General features: G+C 64.0%; 19 protein-coding genes, 1 other RNA gene and 1 pseudogene. 13 read left to right on the top strand and 8 right to left on the bottom strand.

All coding sequences use genetic code 11. The features are described from left to right. Positions 1 to 64: 64 nt before the first annotated feature. The 3 genes from ftsX (at position 65) to smpB (ending at position 2,909) form a co-directional block, all read left to right on the top strand. Positions 65 to 940, top strand: a complete 876-nt coding sequence (gene ftsX / locus HH310_RS07015) for a permease-like cell division protein FtsX (protein WP_169174593.1) — start codon at positions 65 to 67, stop codon at positions 938 to 940. A 181-nt stretch (positions 941 to 1,121) separates the two neighbouring features. Beyond that, positions 1,122 to 2,348 (top strand): peptidoglycan DD-metalloendopeptidase family protein, encoded by a 1,227-nt coding sequence (locus tag HH310_RS45250; RefSeq protein ID WP_169174592.1) that lies wholly within the window; start codon positions 1,122 to 1,124, stop codon positions 2,346 to 2,348. Between the two features lie 84 nt (positions 2,349 to 2,432). Beyond that, the gene (smpB, locus tag HH310_RS07005) at positions 2,433 to 2,909 is read left to right on the top strand and encodes an SsrA-binding protein SmpB (protein WP_169174591.1); all 477 of its coding nucleotides are present in this window, start codon (positions 2,433 to 2,435) and stop codon (positions 2,907 to 2,909) included. On the opposite strand, the gene HH310_RS43615 is transcribed toward smpB, so the two are convergent. Further along, entirely contained in the window at positions 2,822 to 3,421 is a 600-nt protein-coding gene (locus tag HH310_RS43615) for a hypothetical protein (protein ID WP_248293762.1), read from the bottom strand. The two genes, smpB and HH310_RS43615, sit on opposite strands and share 88 nt — an antisense overlap. Here HH310_RS43615 and HH310_RS43610 point away from each other — a divergent pair. Continuing rightward, positions 3,414 to 3,659, top strand: a complete 246-nt coding sequence (locus HH310_RS43610) for a hypothetical protein (RefSeq protein ID WP_312033886.1) — start codon at positions 3,414 to 3,416, stop codon at positions 3,657 to 3,659. The two genes, HH310_RS43615 and HH310_RS43610, sit on opposite strands and share 8 nt — an antisense overlap. 22 nt (positions 3,660 to 3,681) lie before the next feature. Then, positions 3,682 to 4,061, top strand: a transfer-messenger RNA (tmRNA) gene (gene ssrA / locus HH310_RS06995). Between the two features lie 592 nt (positions 4,062 to 4,653). Here ssrA and HH310_RS45735 read toward each other — a convergent pair. The 5 genes and pseudogenes from HH310_RS45735 to HH310_RS06965 form a co-directional block, all read right to left on the bottom strand. Continuing rightward, positions 4,654 to 5,682, bottom strand: a pseudogene (locus HH310_RS45735) (recombinase family protein); the annotation flags it as partial. Positions 5,683 to 6,080: 398 nt separating this feature from the next. Beyond that, a complete protein-coding gene (locus HH310_RS06980) occupies positions 6,081 to 7,760 on the bottom strand; it encodes an FtsK/SpoIIIE domain-containing protein (protein ID WP_312033885.1) in 1,680 nt (559 codons plus the stop codon). A 59-nt stretch (positions 7,761 to 7,819) separates the two neighbouring features. Further along, on the bottom strand, positions 7,820 to 8,137 hold the full coding sequence (locus HH310_RS06975) for a hypothetical protein (protein WP_169174588.1): 318 nt from the start codon (positions 8,135 to 8,137) through the stop codon (positions 7,820 to 7,822). After that, entirely contained in the window at positions 8,134 to 8,823 is a 690-nt protein-coding gene (locus tag HH310_RS06970) for a DUF2637 domain-containing protein (protein WP_211191836.1), read from the bottom strand. Before HH310_RS06970 ends, HH310_RS06975 begins: the two co-directional genes overlap by 4 nt. A gap of 1 nt (position 8,824) precedes the next feature. After that, on the bottom strand, positions 8,825 to 9,019 hold the full coding sequence (locus tag HH310_RS06965; protein ID WP_169174587.1) for a hypothetical protein: 195 nt from the start codon (positions 9,017 to 9,019) through the stop codon (positions 8,825 to 8,827). Between the two features lie 360 nt (positions 9,020 to 9,379). Between HH310_RS06965 and HH310_RS06960 the strand changes: the two genes are divergently transcribed. Genes HH310_RS06960 through HH310_RS06950 form a run of 3 tightly spaced genes read left to right on the top strand, consistent with a single transcriptional unit; the run spans position 9,380 to position 11,043 of the window. After that, positions 9,380 to 10,114 carry a helix-turn-helix transcriptional regulator gene (locus tag HH310_RS06960; RefSeq protein WP_169174586.1) on the top strand — a complete coding sequence of 245 codons (735 nt, stop codon included), beginning with the start codon at positions 9,380 to 9,382 and terminating at the stop codon, positions 10,112 to 10,114. 7 nt (positions 10,115 to 10,121) lie between these two features. Continuing rightward, a complete protein-coding gene (locus HH310_RS06955; protein WP_169174585.1) occupies positions 10,122 to 10,598 on the top strand; it encodes an NUDIX hydrolase in 477 nt (158 codons plus the stop codon). Beyond that, positions 10,591 to 11,043, top strand: a complete 453-nt coding sequence (locus HH310_RS06950; protein ID WP_169174584.1) for a hypothetical protein — start codon at positions 10,591 to 10,593, stop codon at positions 11,041 to 11,043. The genes HH310_RS06955 and HH310_RS06950 overlap by 8 nt, the downstream gene beginning before the upstream one ends. A 3-nt stretch (positions 11,044 to 11,046) precedes the next feature. Here the strand turns inward: HH310_RS06950 and HH310_RS06945 are convergent, their stop codons facing one another. Continuing rightward, a complete protein-coding gene (locus HH310_RS06945) occupies positions 11,047 to 11,595 on the bottom strand; it encodes an HD domain-containing protein (RefSeq protein WP_169174583.1) in 549 nt (182 codons plus the stop codon). Between the two features lie 71 nt (positions 11,596 to 11,666). Beyond that, the gene (locus HH310_RS06940) at positions 11,667 to 12,305 is read right to left on the bottom strand and encodes a hypothetical protein (protein ID WP_169174582.1); all 639 of its coding nucleotides are present in this window, start codon (positions 12,303 to 12,305) and stop codon (positions 11,667 to 11,669) included. A 245-nt stretch (positions 12,306 to 12,550) separates the two neighbouring features. On the opposite strand from HH310_RS06940, the gene HH310_RS06935 reads away from it, so the two are divergent. From HH310_RS06935 to HH310_RS45730, 5 genes are all read left to right on the top strand, one after another. Continuing rightward, entirely contained in the window at positions 12,551 to 13,132 is a 582-nt protein-coding gene (locus HH310_RS06935; protein WP_211191835.1) for an XRE family transcriptional regulator, read from the top strand. A gap of 488 nt (positions 13,133 to 13,620) precedes the next feature. Further along, positions 13,621 to 16,233 (top strand): ATP-binding protein, encoded by a 2,613-nt coding sequence (locus HH310_RS06930; RefSeq protein WP_169174581.1) that lies wholly within the window; start codon positions 13,621 to 13,623, stop codon positions 16,231 to 16,233. 126 nt (positions 16,234 to 16,359) lie between these two features. Beyond that, positions 16,360 to 16,869, top strand: a complete 510-nt coding sequence (locus tag HH310_RS06925; RefSeq protein ID WP_211191834.1) for a hypothetical protein — start codon at positions 16,360 to 16,362, stop codon at positions 16,867 to 16,869. Positions 16,870 to 17,245: 376 nt separating this feature from the next. Next, complete coding sequence (locus HH310_RS06920) at positions 17,246 to 17,785, top strand: hypothetical protein (RefSeq protein WP_169174580.1); 540 nt, start codon at positions 17,246 to 17,248, stop codon at positions 17,783 to 17,785. A 258-nt stretch (positions 17,786 to 18,043) separates the two neighbouring features. Then, the gene (locus tag HH310_RS45730) at positions 18,044 to 18,385 is read left to right on the top strand and encodes a transposase (RefSeq protein ID WP_169174579.1); all 342 of its coding nucleotides are present in this window, start codon (positions 18,044 to 18,046) and stop codon (positions 18,383 to 18,385) included. The last annotated feature ends 118 nt before the right edge of the window (positions 18,386 to 18,503 follow it).

The raw sequence follows: 18,503 nt of genomic DNA, 5'->3' as shown, positions 1-18,503 counted from the left end.
ACCGCGGCTCCGTCTCATCCCCGACTGAACCTGCACGACGCGGAGTCCCGGAAGGAACCCCCCGATGCGCTTGAAGTACGTTCTCAACGAGGTCCTGGTGGGCCTGTGGCGCAACGTCACGATGACGGTCGCCATGATCATCACCATGGCGGTCTCGCTGACCATGCTGGGCGCGAGTGTCCTGCTGTATTTGCAGGTCGACCAGATGAAGAATTACTACTACGGCGAGATCGAGGTGTCGATCTTCCTGCGCTCCGACGTTACGGACGCGCAGCGCCAGGCGATCGATCAGGCGATTTCCTCCGACCCGCTGGTCTCGAACAAGACGTACGAGACCCGGGAAGAGGCGTTCAACCGCTTCAAGGAGCTGTGGCAGGACTCGCCCGACTTCGTCAAGTCGATCGGCCCGAACAGCCTGCCGGAGTCCTTCCGGGTCAAGCTGAAGGATCCGGAGAAGTACAAGGCCTTCGCCGACAAGATCCAGGGCATGCAGGGCATCCAGGACGTCATCGACCAGCGCGCGCTGCTGGAGAAGGTCTTCAAGATCTTCAACGCGATCCAGGTGATCGCCTTGATTGTCGCGATCGTGATGGCGCTGGCGGCCTTGTTGCTGGTCGGTAACACCATCCAGGTCGCGGCCTACAGTAAACGCCGAGAAGTCGCGGTCATGAAACTCGTCGGCGCGTCGAACTGGTTCATCCAATCGCCGTTCGTACTCGAGGCGGTGGTCGCCGGCCTAATCGGCGCGATCCTGGGCTTCGTCGCGCTCTTCGGGTTCAAGATCATCGTCTTCGACCAGCGGCTCCAGGCGCTGACGAACATTCTCACGCCGATCCACAACAGCAACGTGTGGCTCATGCTGCCCTTGCTGGCGGCGGTCGGCGCGGCGGTCTCGGCGGTCACCGCCTGGGTCACGCTGCGCTTCTACCTCAAGGTTTGACGCTCTTTCGCTGATCACGGTCCAACGGCCGCGCCCCTTCGCCGGGACGCGGCCGTTGGGCGATTTAGGCGAGAATCAGCGATTGGTCGGAGTACGGTGGGTCTCCGTGGGGTCCTATAGCCGTCATAGCCGGAAATTTCGTGTTCTGGTGGTTTGGGCGGGCCTGGGAGCGCTCCTGACCGTGGCGGCACCGACCGTTCCCGCGACGGCGTCGAGCGCGCTCGTCGCCGCGCCGAGGTTCGGCTCCCTCGCTGGGCACGGCGACCACGACGCTGACAAGGCGCACCGTGCCGTCCAGCGTGCCCAGTCGATCCTGGAGGACGCCACCGCCACCGCGCGTGTCGCCGCCACCCGCCTCGAAGCCGCCACCGCTGCCATGCCGGCGGCACAGACCAAGGTGGCGGTATCTCGCGGAGCCGTCGCCGCCGCCCTCGCCGCCGCCAACACCGCCGGGCGCCGGGCCAACACCGCACGCGCCTCGTACGCGACCATCGCCGTCGACTACGACGCCGCCCAGCAACGGTTCTCCGCGGCCCGCGGCAAGGTCGATGAGATCGCCCAGGCCAGCTACATGGGCAGTGGACTCTCCCGGATCAACGTGCTGGCCGCGGCGAGCGGGCCGGCCGACATGATGGACCGGCTCAGCATCGTCGACCAGCTCATGCGCACCCAGCAGCAGGACGTCAACTCGCTGCTCCTGGCGCGCCGCGACGCCCGCACCCAACAGGACAAGGCCGGTCTTGCCCGGCGCGAGGCGGAGGAGGCCGAGGCCGACTCGAAAACCAAGCTCGCTGCCGCGAAACAGGCACAGGCCGCAGCCGTACGGGCTCGCGAAGCGCTCCGCAAGCTGACGGAAAGCCGGGCCGCCGCAGTTCGCCTGGCCAACTCGCAGCGTGCGGCAGTTCTCGCTCGTTACCAGGCCGCGCGCGCCGAGGAGGAACGGGTGCAGGCCGCGTTGCGCGGCTGGTCGGCCAAGTCCGGCGAGGGCCGATACTCGGGCGGCAAGCTGGAGATGCCGGTCAACGGCTGGAAGACCAGCGACTTCGGGTACCGCTACGACCCGTACTACCGGGTCTGGCAGCTGCACGCCGGCACCGATCTCGCGGCCGGCGGCGGCACCCCGATCCACGCGGCGGCCTCCGGGCGGGTGATCCGGGCCGGCTGGAACGGCGGCTACGGCAACTACACCTGCCTCAGCCACGGCCGGATCAAGGGGGTCTCGTTCCAGACCTGCTACGGCCACCAGTCGGCGATCCTGGTGCACGTCGGCGAGTACGTGGTCCGCGGCGAGGTGATCGGCCGGGTCGGCACGACGGGCGCGTCAACCGGGAACCACCTGCATTTCGAGACCCGCTTCAACGGCGCGCCGCGAAACCCCCTGAATTACCTGCCCCGCTGCCTTTGCTGATCGACGGCCGGCCGACCACCCGCAGCCGCCCGAGGCGTAACATTGAGCGGTTAGGTTCCTATTTACCGGGGGGTTTTCGGCGGCATGCCACGCGAACAGGGGCGCAAGGTCGTCGCATCCAACCGCCGGGCTTACCACGACTACGCCATCCTCGACACGTACGAGGCGGGAATGGTGCTCACCGGCACCGAGGTGAAGTCGCTGAGGGCCGGCCGGTCCTCGCTGGTCGACGCGTTCGGCCACGAGCGCGACGGCGAGATCTATCTGCACGGGATGCACATCCCGGAATACACGCAAGGCACCTGGACCAACCACGAGCCGCGCCGCACCCGCAAGCTGCTGCTGCACCGCGACGAGATCCACAAGATCCTCGGCAAGCTGCGCGACGACGGCGTCACGCTGGTTCCGTTGTCGGTCTATTTCGAAAACGGGTACGCCAAAGTCGAGCTCGGCGTCGCGAAGGGCAAGAAGAGCTACGACAAGCGCCAGGACATGGCCACCCGAGACGCCCAGAAAGAGATCAACCGCGCGATGGGCCGCCGTGCCAAGGGCATGGCGTAACGGGGTAGTCTGCCTCCCCAGACAAGTTGATCACTGGAGGGTCGGTCGTTGCCCGCAAAGCACTCCTCGCGCCCTTTCAACACCGCCCGGATGGTCATGAGCTTCGCCATGGCGATCCTGGTCCTCTTAGTCGTCTGGGTCGCGGTCCGCGCGGTCGGCCCGGCCGAGGCGTCGCGCCAGCCGGCCGTCGCACTGCCGTCGATGCCCCAGGTCGCCGTCGAGCCGGCCGCCTCGGCCACGTCGTTGCCGCCTGCTTTGCCCAGTTCCAGCAGCGTTTCCTCATCGCCGGTAGCGTCCCGGACCGTTTCGCACTCGCCGTCGGTTTCGTCCTCTCCGTCGACTTTGGTACGGCGGGCCGCTTCTACGGGCGTACCGGAGGGAACTCGGCCGCCGACCACCAAGCCGACGCCAACCGCCCAGCGCACCACGACGCCACCGCCGGCGCCTTCCTTCACCGTGTCGATCAGCGTCAGCGGGAGCTGGCAGTTCGGGTACACGGGGCGGGTGACCATCCAGAACAAGGGCAACGCCGCGGACGACTGGCGGATTACCGTGACCCACTCCGACGTTGACAACCTTCGGCTGTGGGGCGCGCGAGGTTCGGTGCAAGGTGACAGCATCGTGTTCACCGGCGGAAGCCTGAAGCCAGGGACGTCAACGACCTTCCAGTACTCGGTGACCAAAACCGGACGCGGCAACGCCCGGCCGTCCGGCTGCTCCGTGGTGGGCGGGTCCTGCCGCGTGGGCTAAGATAGGAAAGTTACACAGACCAGGGGGTGACTGGTTTCGACTTCGAATGTGGAGACAGGGGAAGCGAGCCGAGGAAGCCGACGTCGTCTCGAGAATCGGTCGTCGGAAACTTATAAGCGCCAAGGTTAACGCCCGCGCTGACTACCAGCTCGCCGCCTGAGGCTAGCTAAGGGGTCTGTCGGACTGGGAGCACCTCCGACCCAGATTTCCGGCATCAGCTAGGAGGTTGGCCAACCGGTCCCGGTCGCGGGGACCGCGCGGCGAGATTAATCAGCGACTGGACCCGTCATCCGGACTTGCTCACATGATCCGGAGGGCCGAGTAGAGGCAGAGTGAGCTGCGCTCGGAGAAGCCCTGACGAAGCGACGAAGGACCCGGGTTCGATTCCCGGCACCTCCACGAGAGGGTTCTTACTTGAACCCGCAGCGGCACCGCCCAGAAGGGCGGTGCCGCTCTCGTTTCTGACGTGGTCGACCAGCGGCTTGACTAGATCGGCAAGCTCGTCCGCCGCGACGTACGGGCCTTGCCCGTCATCGTCGAGGTACTGCTTCGCGAAGCATGTTTGGTCGAGTGCGCGGCGGCCACGCTTGCTCGCGCGGCGGTACAGCTCCTGCGGGTCGGCGAGCAGGTCGAGAAGGTACGTGAGGGTCTCGCGTGCCGCTTCGAGCCGAGGGTTTTCGTCGTCATCGACCTGGCGGGCGAGCCGGTCCCGTTCGTCCCGGATGGCCCGCAGCCTGGCGGCGATCTTGTCCTGCGGCCAGTCAGGGTCACCGATCAGGTCGAGGAAGCGATCTTCCTTCTCGCTCAAGTCCTTCAGCCGTTTCGCTACGCGAGCCCGGATTTCCGCTTGGGCGTCGGCCGACTCGATCAGTGTCTCCTCGACCAGCGTGGCGATCCGCTCGCGCAGCTCGGCGGGCAGCGCGACCGTCGCGTAGTTGTCGAGCACTGCCGTTTCCGCCTTGGCGATGGGCAGGTAGGGGAGGTCGCAGGCGTGGAGCTGCCGGCCCCGGCAGAAGTAGTAGAAATGAAGGTCGCCGGTCTTGCTCTTGCCTCGCATGATCATGAGTCGGCGTTGGCATCGGGCGCACCAGACCGCGCCCTTGAGGTAGTGGTTGTGCGTGCGCTCGCGGACTCCGCCCGCGCGTCTCGACTCCAACATCTGTTGGACGCGGTCGAAGACCTCTGCCGTGATCAGCGGCTCGTGCCGGCCCTGGTATTCGTGGCCGCGATACTCGACGCGGCCGAGGTAGTAGCGATCGCGGAGAAGGTTGCCTAGCGAGTTGATCGAGATCGGCATGCCGGCCGGGTAGCGACGGGTCGGCTTCGTACGCAAGCCGGCGTCTGTGAGGGCCTGAATGAGTACGTGGAAGCCGTACTCACCGCTCGCGTATAGCTCGAAGGCCATCTTCACGAGCGGGCCGCGCGTCGGATCGACGGCGACCGTGCGCACCTCTCGCCCCTCGAACTTCTCGCGGATGTTGAGATAGCCGATCGGCGCCCTGCCAACCGAGCCGCCCCGGATGATCTTCTGTCCCATCTTGTACGCGATGTCGGCGCCCGCGGCGCGCGATTGGTACTCGTTCACGCCGTCGAGCACCGTCGCGACCAGATCGCCGATCGCGTTGTCCTCGGTGTAATCCATGATCGAGATCAGCGTGACGCCTGCCCGGCGGAGATCGCGCTTGGTGATCGCCGCATCGATGCTGTTGCGGTGAAGTCGGGAACGGGCGTAGACGATCACGTAGTCGATGTCGGGCTCAGCCTTAAGCCGGGCCATCATCTCTTGGAATACCGGCCGGCCGTCGACCGTGGTCGCGGAGCGGCCGGGTTCGACGAACTCGGCGGCGATCTCCGCATCCAGTTCTACGGCTCGGCGTTGGACGGCCGCGCGTTGCGCTGGAAGGGAGATGCCCTCCGGGTCGTAGTCGGTGTTCACCTGACCGGCCGACGAGACACGCAGGTAGATGAAAGCGCGCTTCCGACGCCTGACCGGCCGGTCATGACGGCGGGTGGTGGACTCCATCTCAGTCATCCGCTTGCTCCGTCCGTTGCTCTCGTTCTCGGGCGAGATCGGCCGCGATGATGGCCAAGGCGCGGGCGAGAAGATCTTCGTTCACGTTCAGCTCGCGCCGAGCCACCGATTGTTTCGACTGTCTCCGGTCGCGCGCCACTGAGCGTCGGCGTCCCTTGCCAGGCTGCGGGACTTCTTGGGACGTCTTGAGCTGGTCATTCTCGACTTTCGTAGTCTTGCAGGTTCGTATGCTGCGATTTCTCCCCTCTGTGGTCGGGTCGTTAATGGTCACCGTTGAGCCTCCTTCCGGTTGGTGGGCGGTGTCCGCGCGGTCGTCCGTCCGTTGTCCGTCCGCGCGTTGATGTGCGCAGACGCGCGGGAGCGGACGGACGACCGCGCGGACGATCGGGTCATGCGCGCCAGCGTCCGCGTGAGACTTGCCGGGCGCCGTCGGTCGCGGCGAGCGCTTGGAGCCGGTCGTAGATCCACGTGCGCCGCATGCTGGTCGCTTCGATGAGCTCTGAGATCGTCAAGCCCTCGTCGGACGCCTCGGCCAGGGCCGTCAACAGTGCCCGTTCCGGGTCGTCGCCGGATTTGGTCGGCGATTCAAGGGCGTGAGGCCGGTGGTCGATCGCAGCTTGCGACAGCGCATCGAGTTCCGGTCGCTGGTCGGCGTATCGGGCGGCCGTTTCCCGTACGTGGTCGTCGGTGACGAGGTAGCCGCGTGCGCGTCGCGGTTGGTTGTGCCCGTCTGCGAGGACGTAGAACTTGCCTGGCGCGTCGAGGGTGTGAGCGTGCCAGCCTGCGGCGAGCATGCCTTTGTCCAGGATGAGGTCGACGTCGCGGCGCTCTCGGACGCGTAGGCACACGCGGACGCTCATTTGCGAGCGCAACGCACCGCCTCCCATGGCCTTCTGTGTGGGCCGTTGCGTCGCGGCGAGCAGGTCGACGGCGAGGGCGCGTCCGCGGCGAGCGACCGATTCGGCGTACGGGACGGCGGCCGGTGCGGTGTCTGCCAATTCGGCGTACTCGTCGATGACGATGACCAGTGCCGGCCTGGCCTGTGTCGGCTCCCAGACCCGGGTGTTGTCGCGGCCGGCCGCGTCCGCGCGTGCGTCGAGCACGGCGACAGCGTCGGCGAGTAGTCGGGTTGCCTCGTCGGGGGTTGTCGCGAGCCGAGCGAGGCAGGGTGCCCAGGGGCGGAGTTCCATGCCGCCTTTGAGGTCGATGCCCCACAGGACGACGTCGCAGCAGGCGGCGAGGTTGCCGAGGACGACGTTCAAGACGCCGCTCTTGCCTGAATCGGTGGTGCCGCCGATCAGCGCGTGCCGACGGAGTAGCGGCACCCGAACCTTTGTCGCGTCTTCGAAGACGCCGAGTTCGATGGGATCGGCCAGCGTGCGCGCCACTGGTCCGGGCCATGGGATCGCGCCGGCGTGTGGGTCGACGGCGAGCACGCGCATCGTGCAGCGGCCGGCGTGCGCGAGGTCCTGTTCGACGCGGACGGCGCCGGGTCGCGTGCCCAACGCGGATTCGATGGCCTGCACTCGTGCGACGACGTCGGTGACGCTTTGCCCTGGTCGCAGTTTCATGCGGGCACGCCAGCCCCAGGTGTCGACGACGGCGGACATGACGCGTGATCCGCCGAGGCCGACCGCTTCGGCGAGGTCGGGCCACGCGTGGATGACGCGGTCCACCCGGACGCGGGCACGGCGGCGACGGTGTGCCCACCAGGGAATGCCGAGTGCGACCACGGCGACGATCAGGATCGCGGGCAACGGGCTCCGTCCGGGGCCGAACGCCGTCGCGGCCGCGAGCCAGCCTCCGGCCACGAGGGTCGTCGTTGCCGCGTAGACGCGTTCCTCGGTGCGCGTGATGCCCCAAGGGAGTCCGCGCCATGCGGCCAATACCGCTACGAGGACCGTCAGTACCGCGACCAGCGGCCAGGCGCCGCGGTGGTTGTTATGGAGCAGGAGTCCGGCCAGATCGAGCCCGAGCCCGACGACGATCGGAGCCAGTTCCGACCGGTACCGAAACAGCGCTCGCCCGATGGCGGCGATCCCGACGATGAGTAGCGGTTCGTCGGGCACGAGTAGGAGCGGTTGCGGGTTGCGGCGACTCCACCGGCGATGCCGGCGCCCGTAGGCCCTCATCGAAGTTCGCTGTCGTCGGGCGACGCCCAAGTCCGGTGCTCGGCGACCGCGTCACGAAGGTAGGCCAACGGGTCGGGTTCGCCGTCGCGGTCCGCGGCGAGCGTGGCACGGGCGGCGGCGAGTAGGTCGGCAAAGTCCCATCGCGTACGGCTGAGCAGGTCGGCAAGTCGGTGAACCTCGGCGAGGAGGACAGGGATGTCGGCAAGGGCAGTCCAGATAGCTACCGGCGTGGGTCGATGCCGGGCAGCGTGTACATGGGTGGAAACGGCCTCCCGGTCGATGGTCAGGCGCGGAATGCGCGATTGGTTAGTCATGGTTGGGGTGAAGCCTCCTTTCGGTCGGTGCTTTCGCTGGTCTCGGCGGCGAGTCGTCGCCGCAGCTCGGTTGCCTTGGGTCCGGCGATGCGCAGCGCGGCTCGCAGTCCGTCACGGCTGATCGGGCGGCCGTCATGCGCTTCGCGGTGTCGCGCGTCGGCCTCTCGGGCGGCGGTGAGCAGGTCGGTTTCGGTGCGGCGCTTCACGCGCCGAGTCCGGACTCGGGTACTGGCCTGAGGACCGTTCCGAGCGGTCGCCGTTGGCAGCTGGTTGGTGGCCGCGACCGTTGTGAGTGCGTGCAGGTGGGCGGTCAGCCCGAGGACGGCGGCGGGTATGGCTCCGACGAGGACGACTACGGGCCAGCAGATGGGCACGAGTCCGGCCGCGACGAGGTGATAGCCGGCGTTGCCGACGACGCTCGTGGCGATGGCGCCGATCGCGTTGGCGCGTGCGAAGGCTCCGGCTCGGTCGTTGCCAAGTGTTCCGGCAAGCCACACGCGAGCCGATGTCATCGCGTACGCGTCGATCGTCACCGGCAACAGCCACGCAAGCCGATCCGGCCAGCCAGCAACTTGGGCAAGTCCGCGAAGACCGGCGAAGCTGGCCACCGCGGCCGAGATTGCGGCAACGGCCATGCCGACGATCACCCACCAATCGCGCGGCCTGGCTCTGGCGGACGTGGTCATGTCAGACGTCCAATCCGGCGACGAAGCCGGCCAGGGCGCGCAGCCCATTGCCGATTTCCGGGCCGATGGAGGACGAGGCGAGGAAGTAGCCGAAGGCCATACAGATGGCCGCTTGCCAGAGCGGTAGTCGGGCGTACCGCCACAACAGAAAGACGAAGACGCCGAGCAGAATGACGGCGGAGACGGCGATCGTCATGCGTCACCACCGTCTCGGTTACGGTTACGCCGTCCCCGTCGCGTGCGGATGGCCCGGTCAGCGCCGCCGTGACCGCCCTGCGGCTGGTGCCGGCGATTCCAGCGCATCCGAGCGACGCACTTGCGGCACAGCGTCGGATGTCCCGCACCGAGCCGTGCGCCGCATGGGCAGGTCGGGACCTCACTGGCGAAGTGCTGGGTGTCCATTCCGTTGATCTCCTCTCGGTTCGGCGATGCGTGGTCCGCATCGACGCCATTGAGAGTGCGATCAATGGACGGGACGTGATCAGGTAGTGGCTGGACGTGTCCGAGACGTCTCGCCTACTGTGGACGCGCTGCCGGACGTCCCGATGGGAAGACGATGCCGAACGAGCGACTACGCACCGCAATGCTGGAACGCGGCATCACTCCGGCCGACCTCGCCGAGGCGCTCAACGTCGATCCAAAAAGCGTCGAGCGCTGGATCAGCGGCCGAACGCCGTACCGCCGTCACAGGTATGCGGTCGCCGCTCGCCTCGGGGTCGACGAGGTCTATCTCTGGCCCGACGCGCTCAGTCCGGACCAGGTGGCCAGCGCCAGTGAGAGCGAGATCGTCAACATCTATCCACATCGCTGGACCGTGCCGTCCGATCTGTGGCGCCACGTGTTCAGTAGCGCTGAGCAGGAGATCGGTGTCCTGGTCTACAGCGGGTTGTTCCTCTCCGAGGACGCCGGCATCCAACGGATCTTCCGGCAGAAGGCCGACGCCGGCGTACGCGTGCGCATCCTGCTCGGCGACCCCGACAGCGAGGCAGTCGCGCAGCGCGGCACCGACGAGGGCGTAGACGACGTACAAGCGGGAAAGATCAAAAACGCCCTGGTGATGTACCGGCCGCTCCGCGAGCTCGACGGCATCGAGTTCCGACTACACCGCACCGTGCTCTACAACTCGATCTACCGCGCAGACGACCAGGTCCTCATCAACACCCACATTTACAGCTTCACCGCAGCTCAGGCGCCCGTGCTCCATCTGCGTCGGGTCGCTGGTGGTGGGATGGTGTCGACGTACCTGGATAGCTTCGAGCGTGTGTGGGACGAAGCGACCCCGTTGAGGTGAGGGCAGCATGGCACGGCGCATCGATTTTTACGACGACCCTGACGCGCCACGTGCCACATCGCTTGTGCCCTCGGCAAACGTGATCGTCACCAACGAGGACGGCGAAATCTTGCTCATTCGCCGCTCCGACAACGGCAACTGGGCGCTTCCGGGCGGCGCCATGGACATCGGCGAGTCTCTGCCCGAAACGGCCGTACGCGAGACCGCCGAGGAGACCGGAATCGACGTGGAGATAACGGCCCTGGTCGGCATCTTCACCGACCCTCGTCACGTCATCCTCTATACGAGCAACGGCGAGGCACGGCAGGAGTTCTCCGTCGTCTTCGCAGCACGGCCGACAGGCGGTGCACCGACGACGAGCGCGGAAACCACCGAGGTCCAGTGGGTTCCCGTACGCGAGATCGCCTCTCTGCCGATGGACCGCTCGATGCGCATGCGACTCGACCACTTCCTGACCACACCGCAGGACATACACCTTGGATAGCGACGCGGTCAGCGCCTTCGCCGACGTCTTCGCTGCCGTGGGAACCGTCGGCGCGTTCCTGGTCGGCTTCCTCCTGCTCCGTCGGGAGCACCATCGCGAGGCCGGCCGAGCCGAGGACGAACGACGCGCTCAGGCCGAACGCATCAGCGCATGGGTCGAACTCATCCGCAAGGTCGACGGCAGCGATCTCCTGGCTTTCCATATCCACAACGCGAGCGCCATGCCGATCTACGAAGTCGAGTTGCCCCTACCCTCGCGGGGCGACGAAGACGCCGGCTCAGAGTTCGTCGGCCTCGTCCCACCCGGCCAGACGATCCAACGCCCGGCACCCGCGGACTGGCGACGAACCTACGTCGAGCCCGAACCCGTACAAATCGAGTTCCTAGACAGCGCCGGCCGTCGCTGGAGCCGCGACGAACAGGGAACACTCTCCCGCGCCGACTGAACGTCAGTCCTTGCCCAGTGCCGCTGTAACGGTCCGAACGGACTCGACGATCAACGGACTAGCTTCTCGAATCGACTCAGCGACGAGATGGCCGTCGCCGTACCGAGCGATGATCTCGGCGAGGCGCTGCTCCACCTCAACCGGTTCGCCGTCCGGGCTGGTCGTCATGTCGGCATAGGTGATCGCGTCTGACGCCAGACCTTCGACGGGTGGGAACTCACTCGCAAGCTGCTCAGACAGCCCGCGATTGCGGCCCTCGATGAACGCGCAGGAGTGGTGCGCAACCAGCCGGCAGACCAGATCATCCGCATCGGCGACGTCCCGCAGGTAGCGGGCACCGTCGAGTTGATGCATCCCAGTCACGACGAGGTCAGGCGCATAGCCGACATCGTGCAGCCAGGCCGCAGATACCAGCGCCGCAGCGACGTCGCCGACCAAATGCGCAACCGACTCCGCCTTACGGCCAACGCCCTGGCTGTGCGCCCAGCGCCGTGGAATCGACTCGGCCAGCAACGTACGCGCCAGGTCACGGGCACGGTCGATGTGATCCACATAGGCAGACTAACCAATAACGCCACCGCAAGATCAAGGCTTCTCTGCCGTACGTGGCCAGGTAGATGGCGTCAGCGTGCGCGAGATAGCGTGCCTCGCTCATCGCGGGTCCAGCGGCGGCCGACGTTGTCGGTGAATTCAATCTTCGCGGGTTCCGGCGCCACATACGTTCCGAGCCACTCCGCGGGCGCCGGCCGCCGGATTGTTTGCCCTGGTGGAACCAGACCTACGGACTCAGAGCGTGGCTCCTCCTCGCCGGGCCGACCAGGCAACGGCAGTTCGACCTCGTAGACGGGCATCGCGCTCGCGTTGTGGATATGGAATGCCAGTCCGCGGCCACCATCCGACTTCCGAATGTCTTCCACCCAAGCGCTGATCTGTTCCGCCTGAGAGCTCCGTTCCTCGTCAGCGTGGTCCACTTCGCGGCGGTCCTGCCGTGGTGCGACCAGGAAGCTGCCCACCATGCCGCGCGTGAGGGCCGAAGCAAGTCCATCCGCGATGTCTGGTTGAACGTCCCCGATCCGAACCACAGCCGAGCCTTCCCGGCTGACGGCACCGTCCAGCGCCGGGAACTCTTGACCCACGTCGAAGCCAATCTCCTCAAGCGCAATCGCCAGACGGTCCGCCGATTTCCGCGCCGCAGCCAGTTCGGCGCTCTGGTCTCCTGTCATCGCAGCCTGTCCCGTCGTTCTCGTCGTGATCGCTTCCAAGCCTTCACGCGAGGTAACAGCCCGTGAACCACACCGTTAGGACGTCTTGGGACTTCTTAGCTACGATGACGGTTCTCGCCAGCGATGGGAGTCGTTGCGTGAACCATCCTCTAGCCCGCGCCCTACGCGGCGCCGGGATAAACACAGTCGAGGTAGCGGCACGCCTCGGCGTCGACCCAAAGACCGTGGACCGTTGGATCGCCGGCCGCATGCCCTACCCGCGGCACCGCGACGCCCTAGCACGAATGACCGGTTGGTCGCTCCAAGAGCTATGGCCAGACCTCTCACGGCCGGCCGACCCTGACGGCCAGGCCGACGAGGTGCGGATCGTTTACCCACAACGCAACGTCGTTCCAGCGAGCGCCTGGTCACGGCTATTCGACAACGCAAAGCTGGAGATCAGCGTCTTGGCGTACAGCGCGCTCTTCCTGGCAGAGGACCTCGCCGTCTCGACGCTCATACGAGACAAGGCTGAAGCTGGCGTACGTGTACGCATCGCACTCGGGCGCCCGGACGGGCACCATGTCGCCGATCGAGGCCATGAAGAGCAGGTCGGCGATGGCATGAGCGCCCGAATCCGCACTTCACTGATCCGCTTGCGCTCCGTCGCGGACGCTGGCGGCGAGCTGCGCCTACATGACACCGTGCTCTACAACTCGATTTATCGAGCTGACGATGAGCTACTGATCAACACACACGTCTACGGGCACCCAGCGTCACACGCCCCGGTGATCCACCTGAAGCAGCGGGCCGCTCACGGCATGGCCGCGACCTACCTCGACTCGTTTGAGCGAGTATGGGCCGGAAGCTGCGAAATCGCCTGCTGAGGTGCCCGCATCGGGCGCCCGGCCGCACACGGCTCTGACAACGCGCACGACCGGGGCCTCAAGCGACCGGTGTCCCAATTGGGGCGATCTGGATACCGGCCAATCACGAGGCTGCCAGTGGTCAACTCGAACAGTCACCTCGTCTACGCGGACGTCCGGGCACATGATGCCGTCCCAGGAGAGTTCGGTTAGTCCTACCGTCCGATGATTATGAATGCCGTTACCTTCACGCCCCCACGATCCGAACGACTGAGAAGCAGAATTCCTGTTCGTGTCGAAATTCGAGATCCTGACTCCCCTTGGGTTGACTGGGAGATGTATTGTCGTCCTCTGATGGGATCCTTGGTCGACTAGAATCGATCGTTCAAGGGGATGATATGGGTATAGAGCAAATTCAGCGGACCCGTTTATGGAAATCTGCCTTCGAGGACATGTCGTATGAGGACGATCGGTCCGCGAGGGACCGATTACGACAAGGACTCGTCGACGTGCGGTCGAAGGCGCTTCTTCTTTCCAGTGAGATAGCGCGAGACCTTCCAACATTCACTCGCCACGATGAAGATCACCTAGATCCACTCTGGGAGATCGCTGATATGTTGGCAGAAGGCAAGGTTGAACTGAACCCTGCCGCCGCGTTCGTCTTCGGAGCTGCTCTGCTATGCCACGATTTGGCCATGAGCCGAGCGGCGTATGCCCTGAGCGAAAAGGGTCTGAGGGACCAGCCGGAATGGCCGGACCGTATCGCGGCGGAAATAAGACGCCAGTACGGGCGGCTGCCGCATCCTTCGGAGCTAGTCCAGCCTCCAGATGATGTGGCCAGGTCGGCAGAAGACGGTATGTTGCGTGATCTTCATGCCCGGCAAGCCGAGGACCTACCGCTTGGGCACTGGAGGGGTCTCGATGGATCTGAACATTACTTAATAGCTGATCCAGAACTTAGATCCAGATTCGGTCGACTGATTGGTCGGTTGGCTGCAAGTCATCATTGGGACAGGGAAACTCTGCCGCAGGAGTTCTCGAATCCTGTTGGTGCTCCATCGTTTGCTCCGGCGGACTGGAAAGTCGATCCACTCGCAGTGGCGTGCTTGCTGCGAGCGGCTGACGCCGCCCACCTAGATGGAAGAAGAGCTCCCGATATCCTTGCCGCAGTCCGTCAGATAACCGATGGCAGTCTGTCACACTGGGTATTTCAGAACCGAATGGCGAAGCCGTATCTGGCAAACGGGAAGTTGATATTCACGGCGCTTGGCGCTTTCTCCGAGGAAGATATCGATTCCTGGTGGCTTGCTTTTGAAACTGTAGGCATGGTGGATGTAGAACTGCGCGGAATTGCTAACCTTCTTTTGGAGAATGGACGGGTTTCACTTTCCGCAGATTCGGTTGCTGGGGCAGACTCGCCTCGTGCCTTCGGCCGTTTGGTCGAGTGCGTCGGATGGGAACCGGTAGACACCCGCGTCCAGGTCACTGACGTTGCAAACCTAGTCCGTCGTTTGGGCGGCAAAGAATTGTACGGGCGTGACGTACTGGCGCCAATACGCGAGATCGTCGTGAATGCGTGCGATGCGGTCAAGGCCAAGAGAGCTCTCCAGGACTATCGCGGAAGGCGAGCCGGAAGCCCGAATGTCTATTTAGCAATGTTCGAGGCAGAGGACGGGATCTGGCTTGAAGTAAGTGACAATGGCATCGGAATGACGCCTGAGGTGATGACAGGGCCACTTCTGGACTTCGGCTGCTCTTCCTGGCTCTCAAACTCGGTCGCCCACGCAAACCCTGGCCTCATAGCAAGCCAATTCTCTCCCACGGGTAAATTCGGCATCGGCTTCTTTTCTATTTTTATGCTCGGTGACCGTGTGCAAGTCATATCGCGATCGCTAGCCGCCGGAAGAGAGGACACCTGGGTCCTTGAATTTGGCGACGGCCTCAGCCGGCGCCCAATCATGAGGCGTGCCAGGTCGGACGAGATGCTGGATGAAGCCGGGACGACAGTTCGTGTCCTGATCGATCAAGACTTTATTGACTTCGATGGCAATATTGAGTTCTACACGCCGAATCCCTTTTACAGTGGAAAGAATCTTAGCGTTGAAAGTGATAGCCTTGGGCGGATAGTTCGATATCTTCTGCCCGCATCCGAAGCAAATATATGGGTGAAAGAGCCGTCAGACAACGACTATTCACAAGTGCTTGCCCAGAATGACTGGGTTACCGTTGGTGGTGATGTTTTGCTGGCAAGGATACTAGGAGGCTGGAGCGGTATTGAGCAGGCGATCGCCGAAGATGCAGATGACATTCTTCTGGACGTCATTAGACACTACTCTCCTAAGCTTGATGTCGTTACCGACAACGATGGTTCCATAGTTGGGCGCTTCTGCGCGACCGACGAACTTGTGATTAAGAAAATCGGCTGGGCGGGCTGGCATGCTTCGGTTGTAACTGCTGGCCCTGGCCGGACTGGAACCGGAGTTTTTGGAGTTGTCGGTCTTTTGGTTGGAGAGCCGTCTAGGGCTGCAAGAGATGAGGCATTGCCAGTAATTACATCGGATCGCATCGCTAAATGGGCTACCGGTGAGGTTGAGAAGGCGGAGGCCCGTCAAATCGATCACGACTCCTGGTGGTGGGCTGATACATTCGCAGAAGCCATGCGTGTCCTGGGCGGAGATTACACTGGTTTGCCAATGTGGGAAGTTGGCGAGCATCGGCTTACTGAAGTCGAAATTCGCGAATGGCTCCGATCGAGAGACGAAGTGATCGAAGTCCATCCTGTGCATCGGTTGATTAGAGTAGGAACCTTTTCCGGCTATGCGGATCCGGTCCCGAACTCTGTTTGGTTTGAGGACGGGGCGCGGCCTGCACTTCATGATGCGACTCGGATGTGGCCATTGGCAGATGCTGATGACAGGCTCAATCCTGGCTCGCTGTTTGAGGCAGCGATTTCCGAGGCGTGGGAATTTCCGCTGGAGCAAGTTCATGCATGTAGGAGGGCGCAAGTAGAAAGCAAAAGGAAGGGTAAACCTCTCAAGGTAGCGACTTATAACGGCGGGGATATTCTCGCAGACGCCGTAGTCCTTTCTCGGACCTCGATTGCTGCCTATCACGATTTATAGTTTAGGGGCTGAGTTCCTTGTAAGCATCGCGGGCGCAGACCTTGGGAGCGCGTCTGGAGATTGGGGGATTCGGGTCCGAGGCTTGCGTTTTGATCGAACCATGACCGTGCGGACAGGATTGGGAACGTGCCGAAAGTGCGAGTAGCCCCGCCGCCCAGGGTGGCCGCCTCACGAACGCATACGAATACACGGCGAGATAACGTCGAGCTTGAACGATATAAATTCGTCCTCCAGCAGCTGAATGCTTTGAACGAGAATGTCTATAAGTTTCTTGCCCTTTATCAGACGCTCGCCACGGCGCTCGTAGGTGCAGGATTAGCGCTTTTTGTGGGATACCGGAAATGGGGCATATCTCCAAGTGTGGCAAACGCCGCTACAGTGGCGCTGCTTTGGTTGTTGACTTTCGTCGCGTTCTTTACTGCCTTGCTACTCGTCGTTGGGATGTTGAACTGGATTGACTACCGCAACGAGGAATGTGATTTGACCGACCGGATAGCCTACCGCGGGTTTCGCCAGAGACCGAAGTTGCGGAATCTTTTTCGATGGTATGAGACGTATATTCTACTATTCATCATCGGTTCTGTTGTCTTTGTGTGGGTTTACGCGAGCACGCTGCTGCTACCGAACATCCATTAAGAACGGCCTTTCCCGATCTAGCGGATCACAACACCTTGTCAACCGAGTTGGCGCCGGGATGGCCGCGCATGCGGCCACCCTTCACCCTCTGGCCAGTTCCCGCGAGCGGCGGTGAAGTGTGAACGCGCGGGCAGGCGGTACGGCCCGGACAGTCCTCCCACCGCAGCATGATCGGGACCGCCGGGGATTCAACGACGTACCCGCATACCGCTATCGCCACCGAATCCAACACCGATGTCTGCGCTTTTTCATTCTTGAGGGGTAGGCCGAACACCAGTCGGGACCGCACCCGTCGTCCGGGAGAGGCCGACGTTCTCAACTTGGCGAGCGCTGCGGCCGGCGCTGGGGTAGGCAGGGGTCTCTAGCGTGTGGGGATATGGCTCCTCAAGTCGCCTCAGCGTACATCGCCGGCTCAGCCGCGCTGCTCGGAGCGATACTCGCCGGGATCATCGCGGTCGTTACACAGAAGGTCGGCCAGAACGCGGAGACGCGACGACGTAGAGCCGAAGTCGAGGAACGCGCCCGCACGCGGTTCCATGACTCGCGCTTGCGCGTGTACTCCGAATTCGTCGAGTCGACCGACAAGACGTTCCGGCTGCATGGGATTACTGGTTTGGAGATCCGCGCGAGCGCACTCGGAGAGGATCCTGAGACCGCCGCTATCGGCTGGGATCGGCATGGCCTCGACGGATTTTCATCCCGAGAGACAGACCGGCTGTATCGAGAAGTTGTCCTGCTGACCCGGTCGACAGCCGTCGAACAGGCGGCGATGGAGCTAATGCGCGCACTGCTGTCGGACTTAGGCATCACGGCCGACGTCAAAGATTTGATCAGGTTACAGGTCGATGAAGGTACGCAGTTCGCAGAGGCCCGAGATGAGTTCATTCGAGCTGCGAGGGATGAACTCGACGGTTGACCTCCAAATCGATCCACGTCATGCCGGCTCCAGGGTATGAGCCCACAAGGCAGTCACGGCGCGGGTCTCGCCCGAGTCGATCACGGCGGGGCGGCGGACGCCTGGCCTGCCGATTTCGGGCACCGGTCGGCGACTCAGCTTGGCGAACGGTGTTCGGCGAGCGCGGCGCGCAGATCGTGTACCTGTGCCGCGGGGTTCAAGTAAGCGGACTAATCAGGGGAGGAGGCCTCCGTGGCAGCACCGAAGAAGTAGCCCGACGTGCTGCGAGCGCGTGCCGTGCGTTTGTATCGCGAGTCGGACCCGAAACCGACGATCCGGCGCCCGGCAGAGCAGTTGAACGTGCATCACGAGACGTTGCGGAACTGGATCCGGCAGGCCGAGGCCGACGCTGGCGAGCGACATGACCGGCCGAGCACAGACCTGCTGGAGGGGAACCGCCGGCTGGCGAAGGAGAACGCCGAACAGCGCCAGGCCAATGAGACTCTGAGGGCCGCGAGTGCGCGGGTCGGACACCTCCGGCGACCAGACCTGATCGAGCGGAGACGGGCCCCAACGGCGGAACTAGTCCACTTGCCCGTATACACGGGCGGCGTTGCGTGAGCGAGTCAACCAGGCCGACGATCTCTTGGTATCCAAAACTCGACCAATCCTCCGTGCCCACCGGTCGCCGAGAAAGCTATCCTGAACTGCAGGCGCCTAGTCACCAGGAGTAGTCATA

The sequence above is a fragment of the Actinoplanes sp. TBRC 11911 genome (assembly GCF_012933445.1).
GTDB lineage: Bacteria > Actinomycetota > Actinomycetes > Mycobacteriales > Micromonosporaceae > Actinoplanes.
Note: the sequence above shows the minus strand (reverse complement) of the source record. Positions and strands in the feature narration are given on the sequence as shown.

What these genes read in the sequence shown, in the direction of transcription:
- HH310_RS06970 (WP_211191836.1), bottom strand. Translation starts at nt 8,823, where the DNA reads ATGACCACGTCCGCCAGAGCCAGGCCGCGCGATTGGTGGGTGATCGTC.
- smpB (WP_169174591.1), top strand. Translation starts at nt 2,433, where the DNA reads ATGCCACGCGAACAGGGGCGCAAGGTCGTCGCATCCAACCGCCGGGCT.
- HH310_RS06920 (WP_169174580.1), top strand. Translation starts at nt 17,246, where the DNA reads ATGGCTCCTCAAGTCGCCTCAGCGTACATCGCCGGCTCAGCCGCGCTG.
- HH310_RS06960 (WP_169174586.1), top strand. Translation starts at nt 9,380, where the DNA reads ATGCCGAACGAGCGACTACGCACCGCAATGCTGGAACGCGGCATCACT.
- HH310_RS06965 (WP_169174587.1), bottom strand. Translation starts at nt 9,019, where the DNA reads ATGACGATCGCCGTCTCCGCCGTCATTCTGCTCGGCGTCTTCGTCTTT.
- HH310_RS06975 (WP_169174588.1), bottom strand. Translation starts at nt 8,137, where the DNA reads ATGACTAACCAATCGCGCATTCCGCGCCTGACCATCGACCGGGAGGCC.
- HH310_RS43615 (WP_248293762.1), bottom strand. Translation starts at nt 3,421, where the DNA reads ATGGTCACCCGCCCCGTGTACCCGAACTGCCAGCTCCCGCTGACGCTG.
- ftsX (WP_169174593.1), top strand. Translation starts at nt 65, where the DNA reads ATGCGCTTGAAGTACGTTCTCAACGAGGTCCTGGTGGGCCTGTGGCGC.
- HH310_RS06955 (WP_169174585.1), top strand. Translation starts at nt 10,122, where the DNA reads ATGGCACGGCGCATCGATTTTTACGACGACCCTGACGCGCCACGTGCC.
- HH310_RS06935 (WP_211191835.1), top strand. Translation starts at nt 12,551, where the DNA reads ATGACCGGTTGGTCGCTCCAAGAGCTATGGCCAGACCTCTCACGGCCG.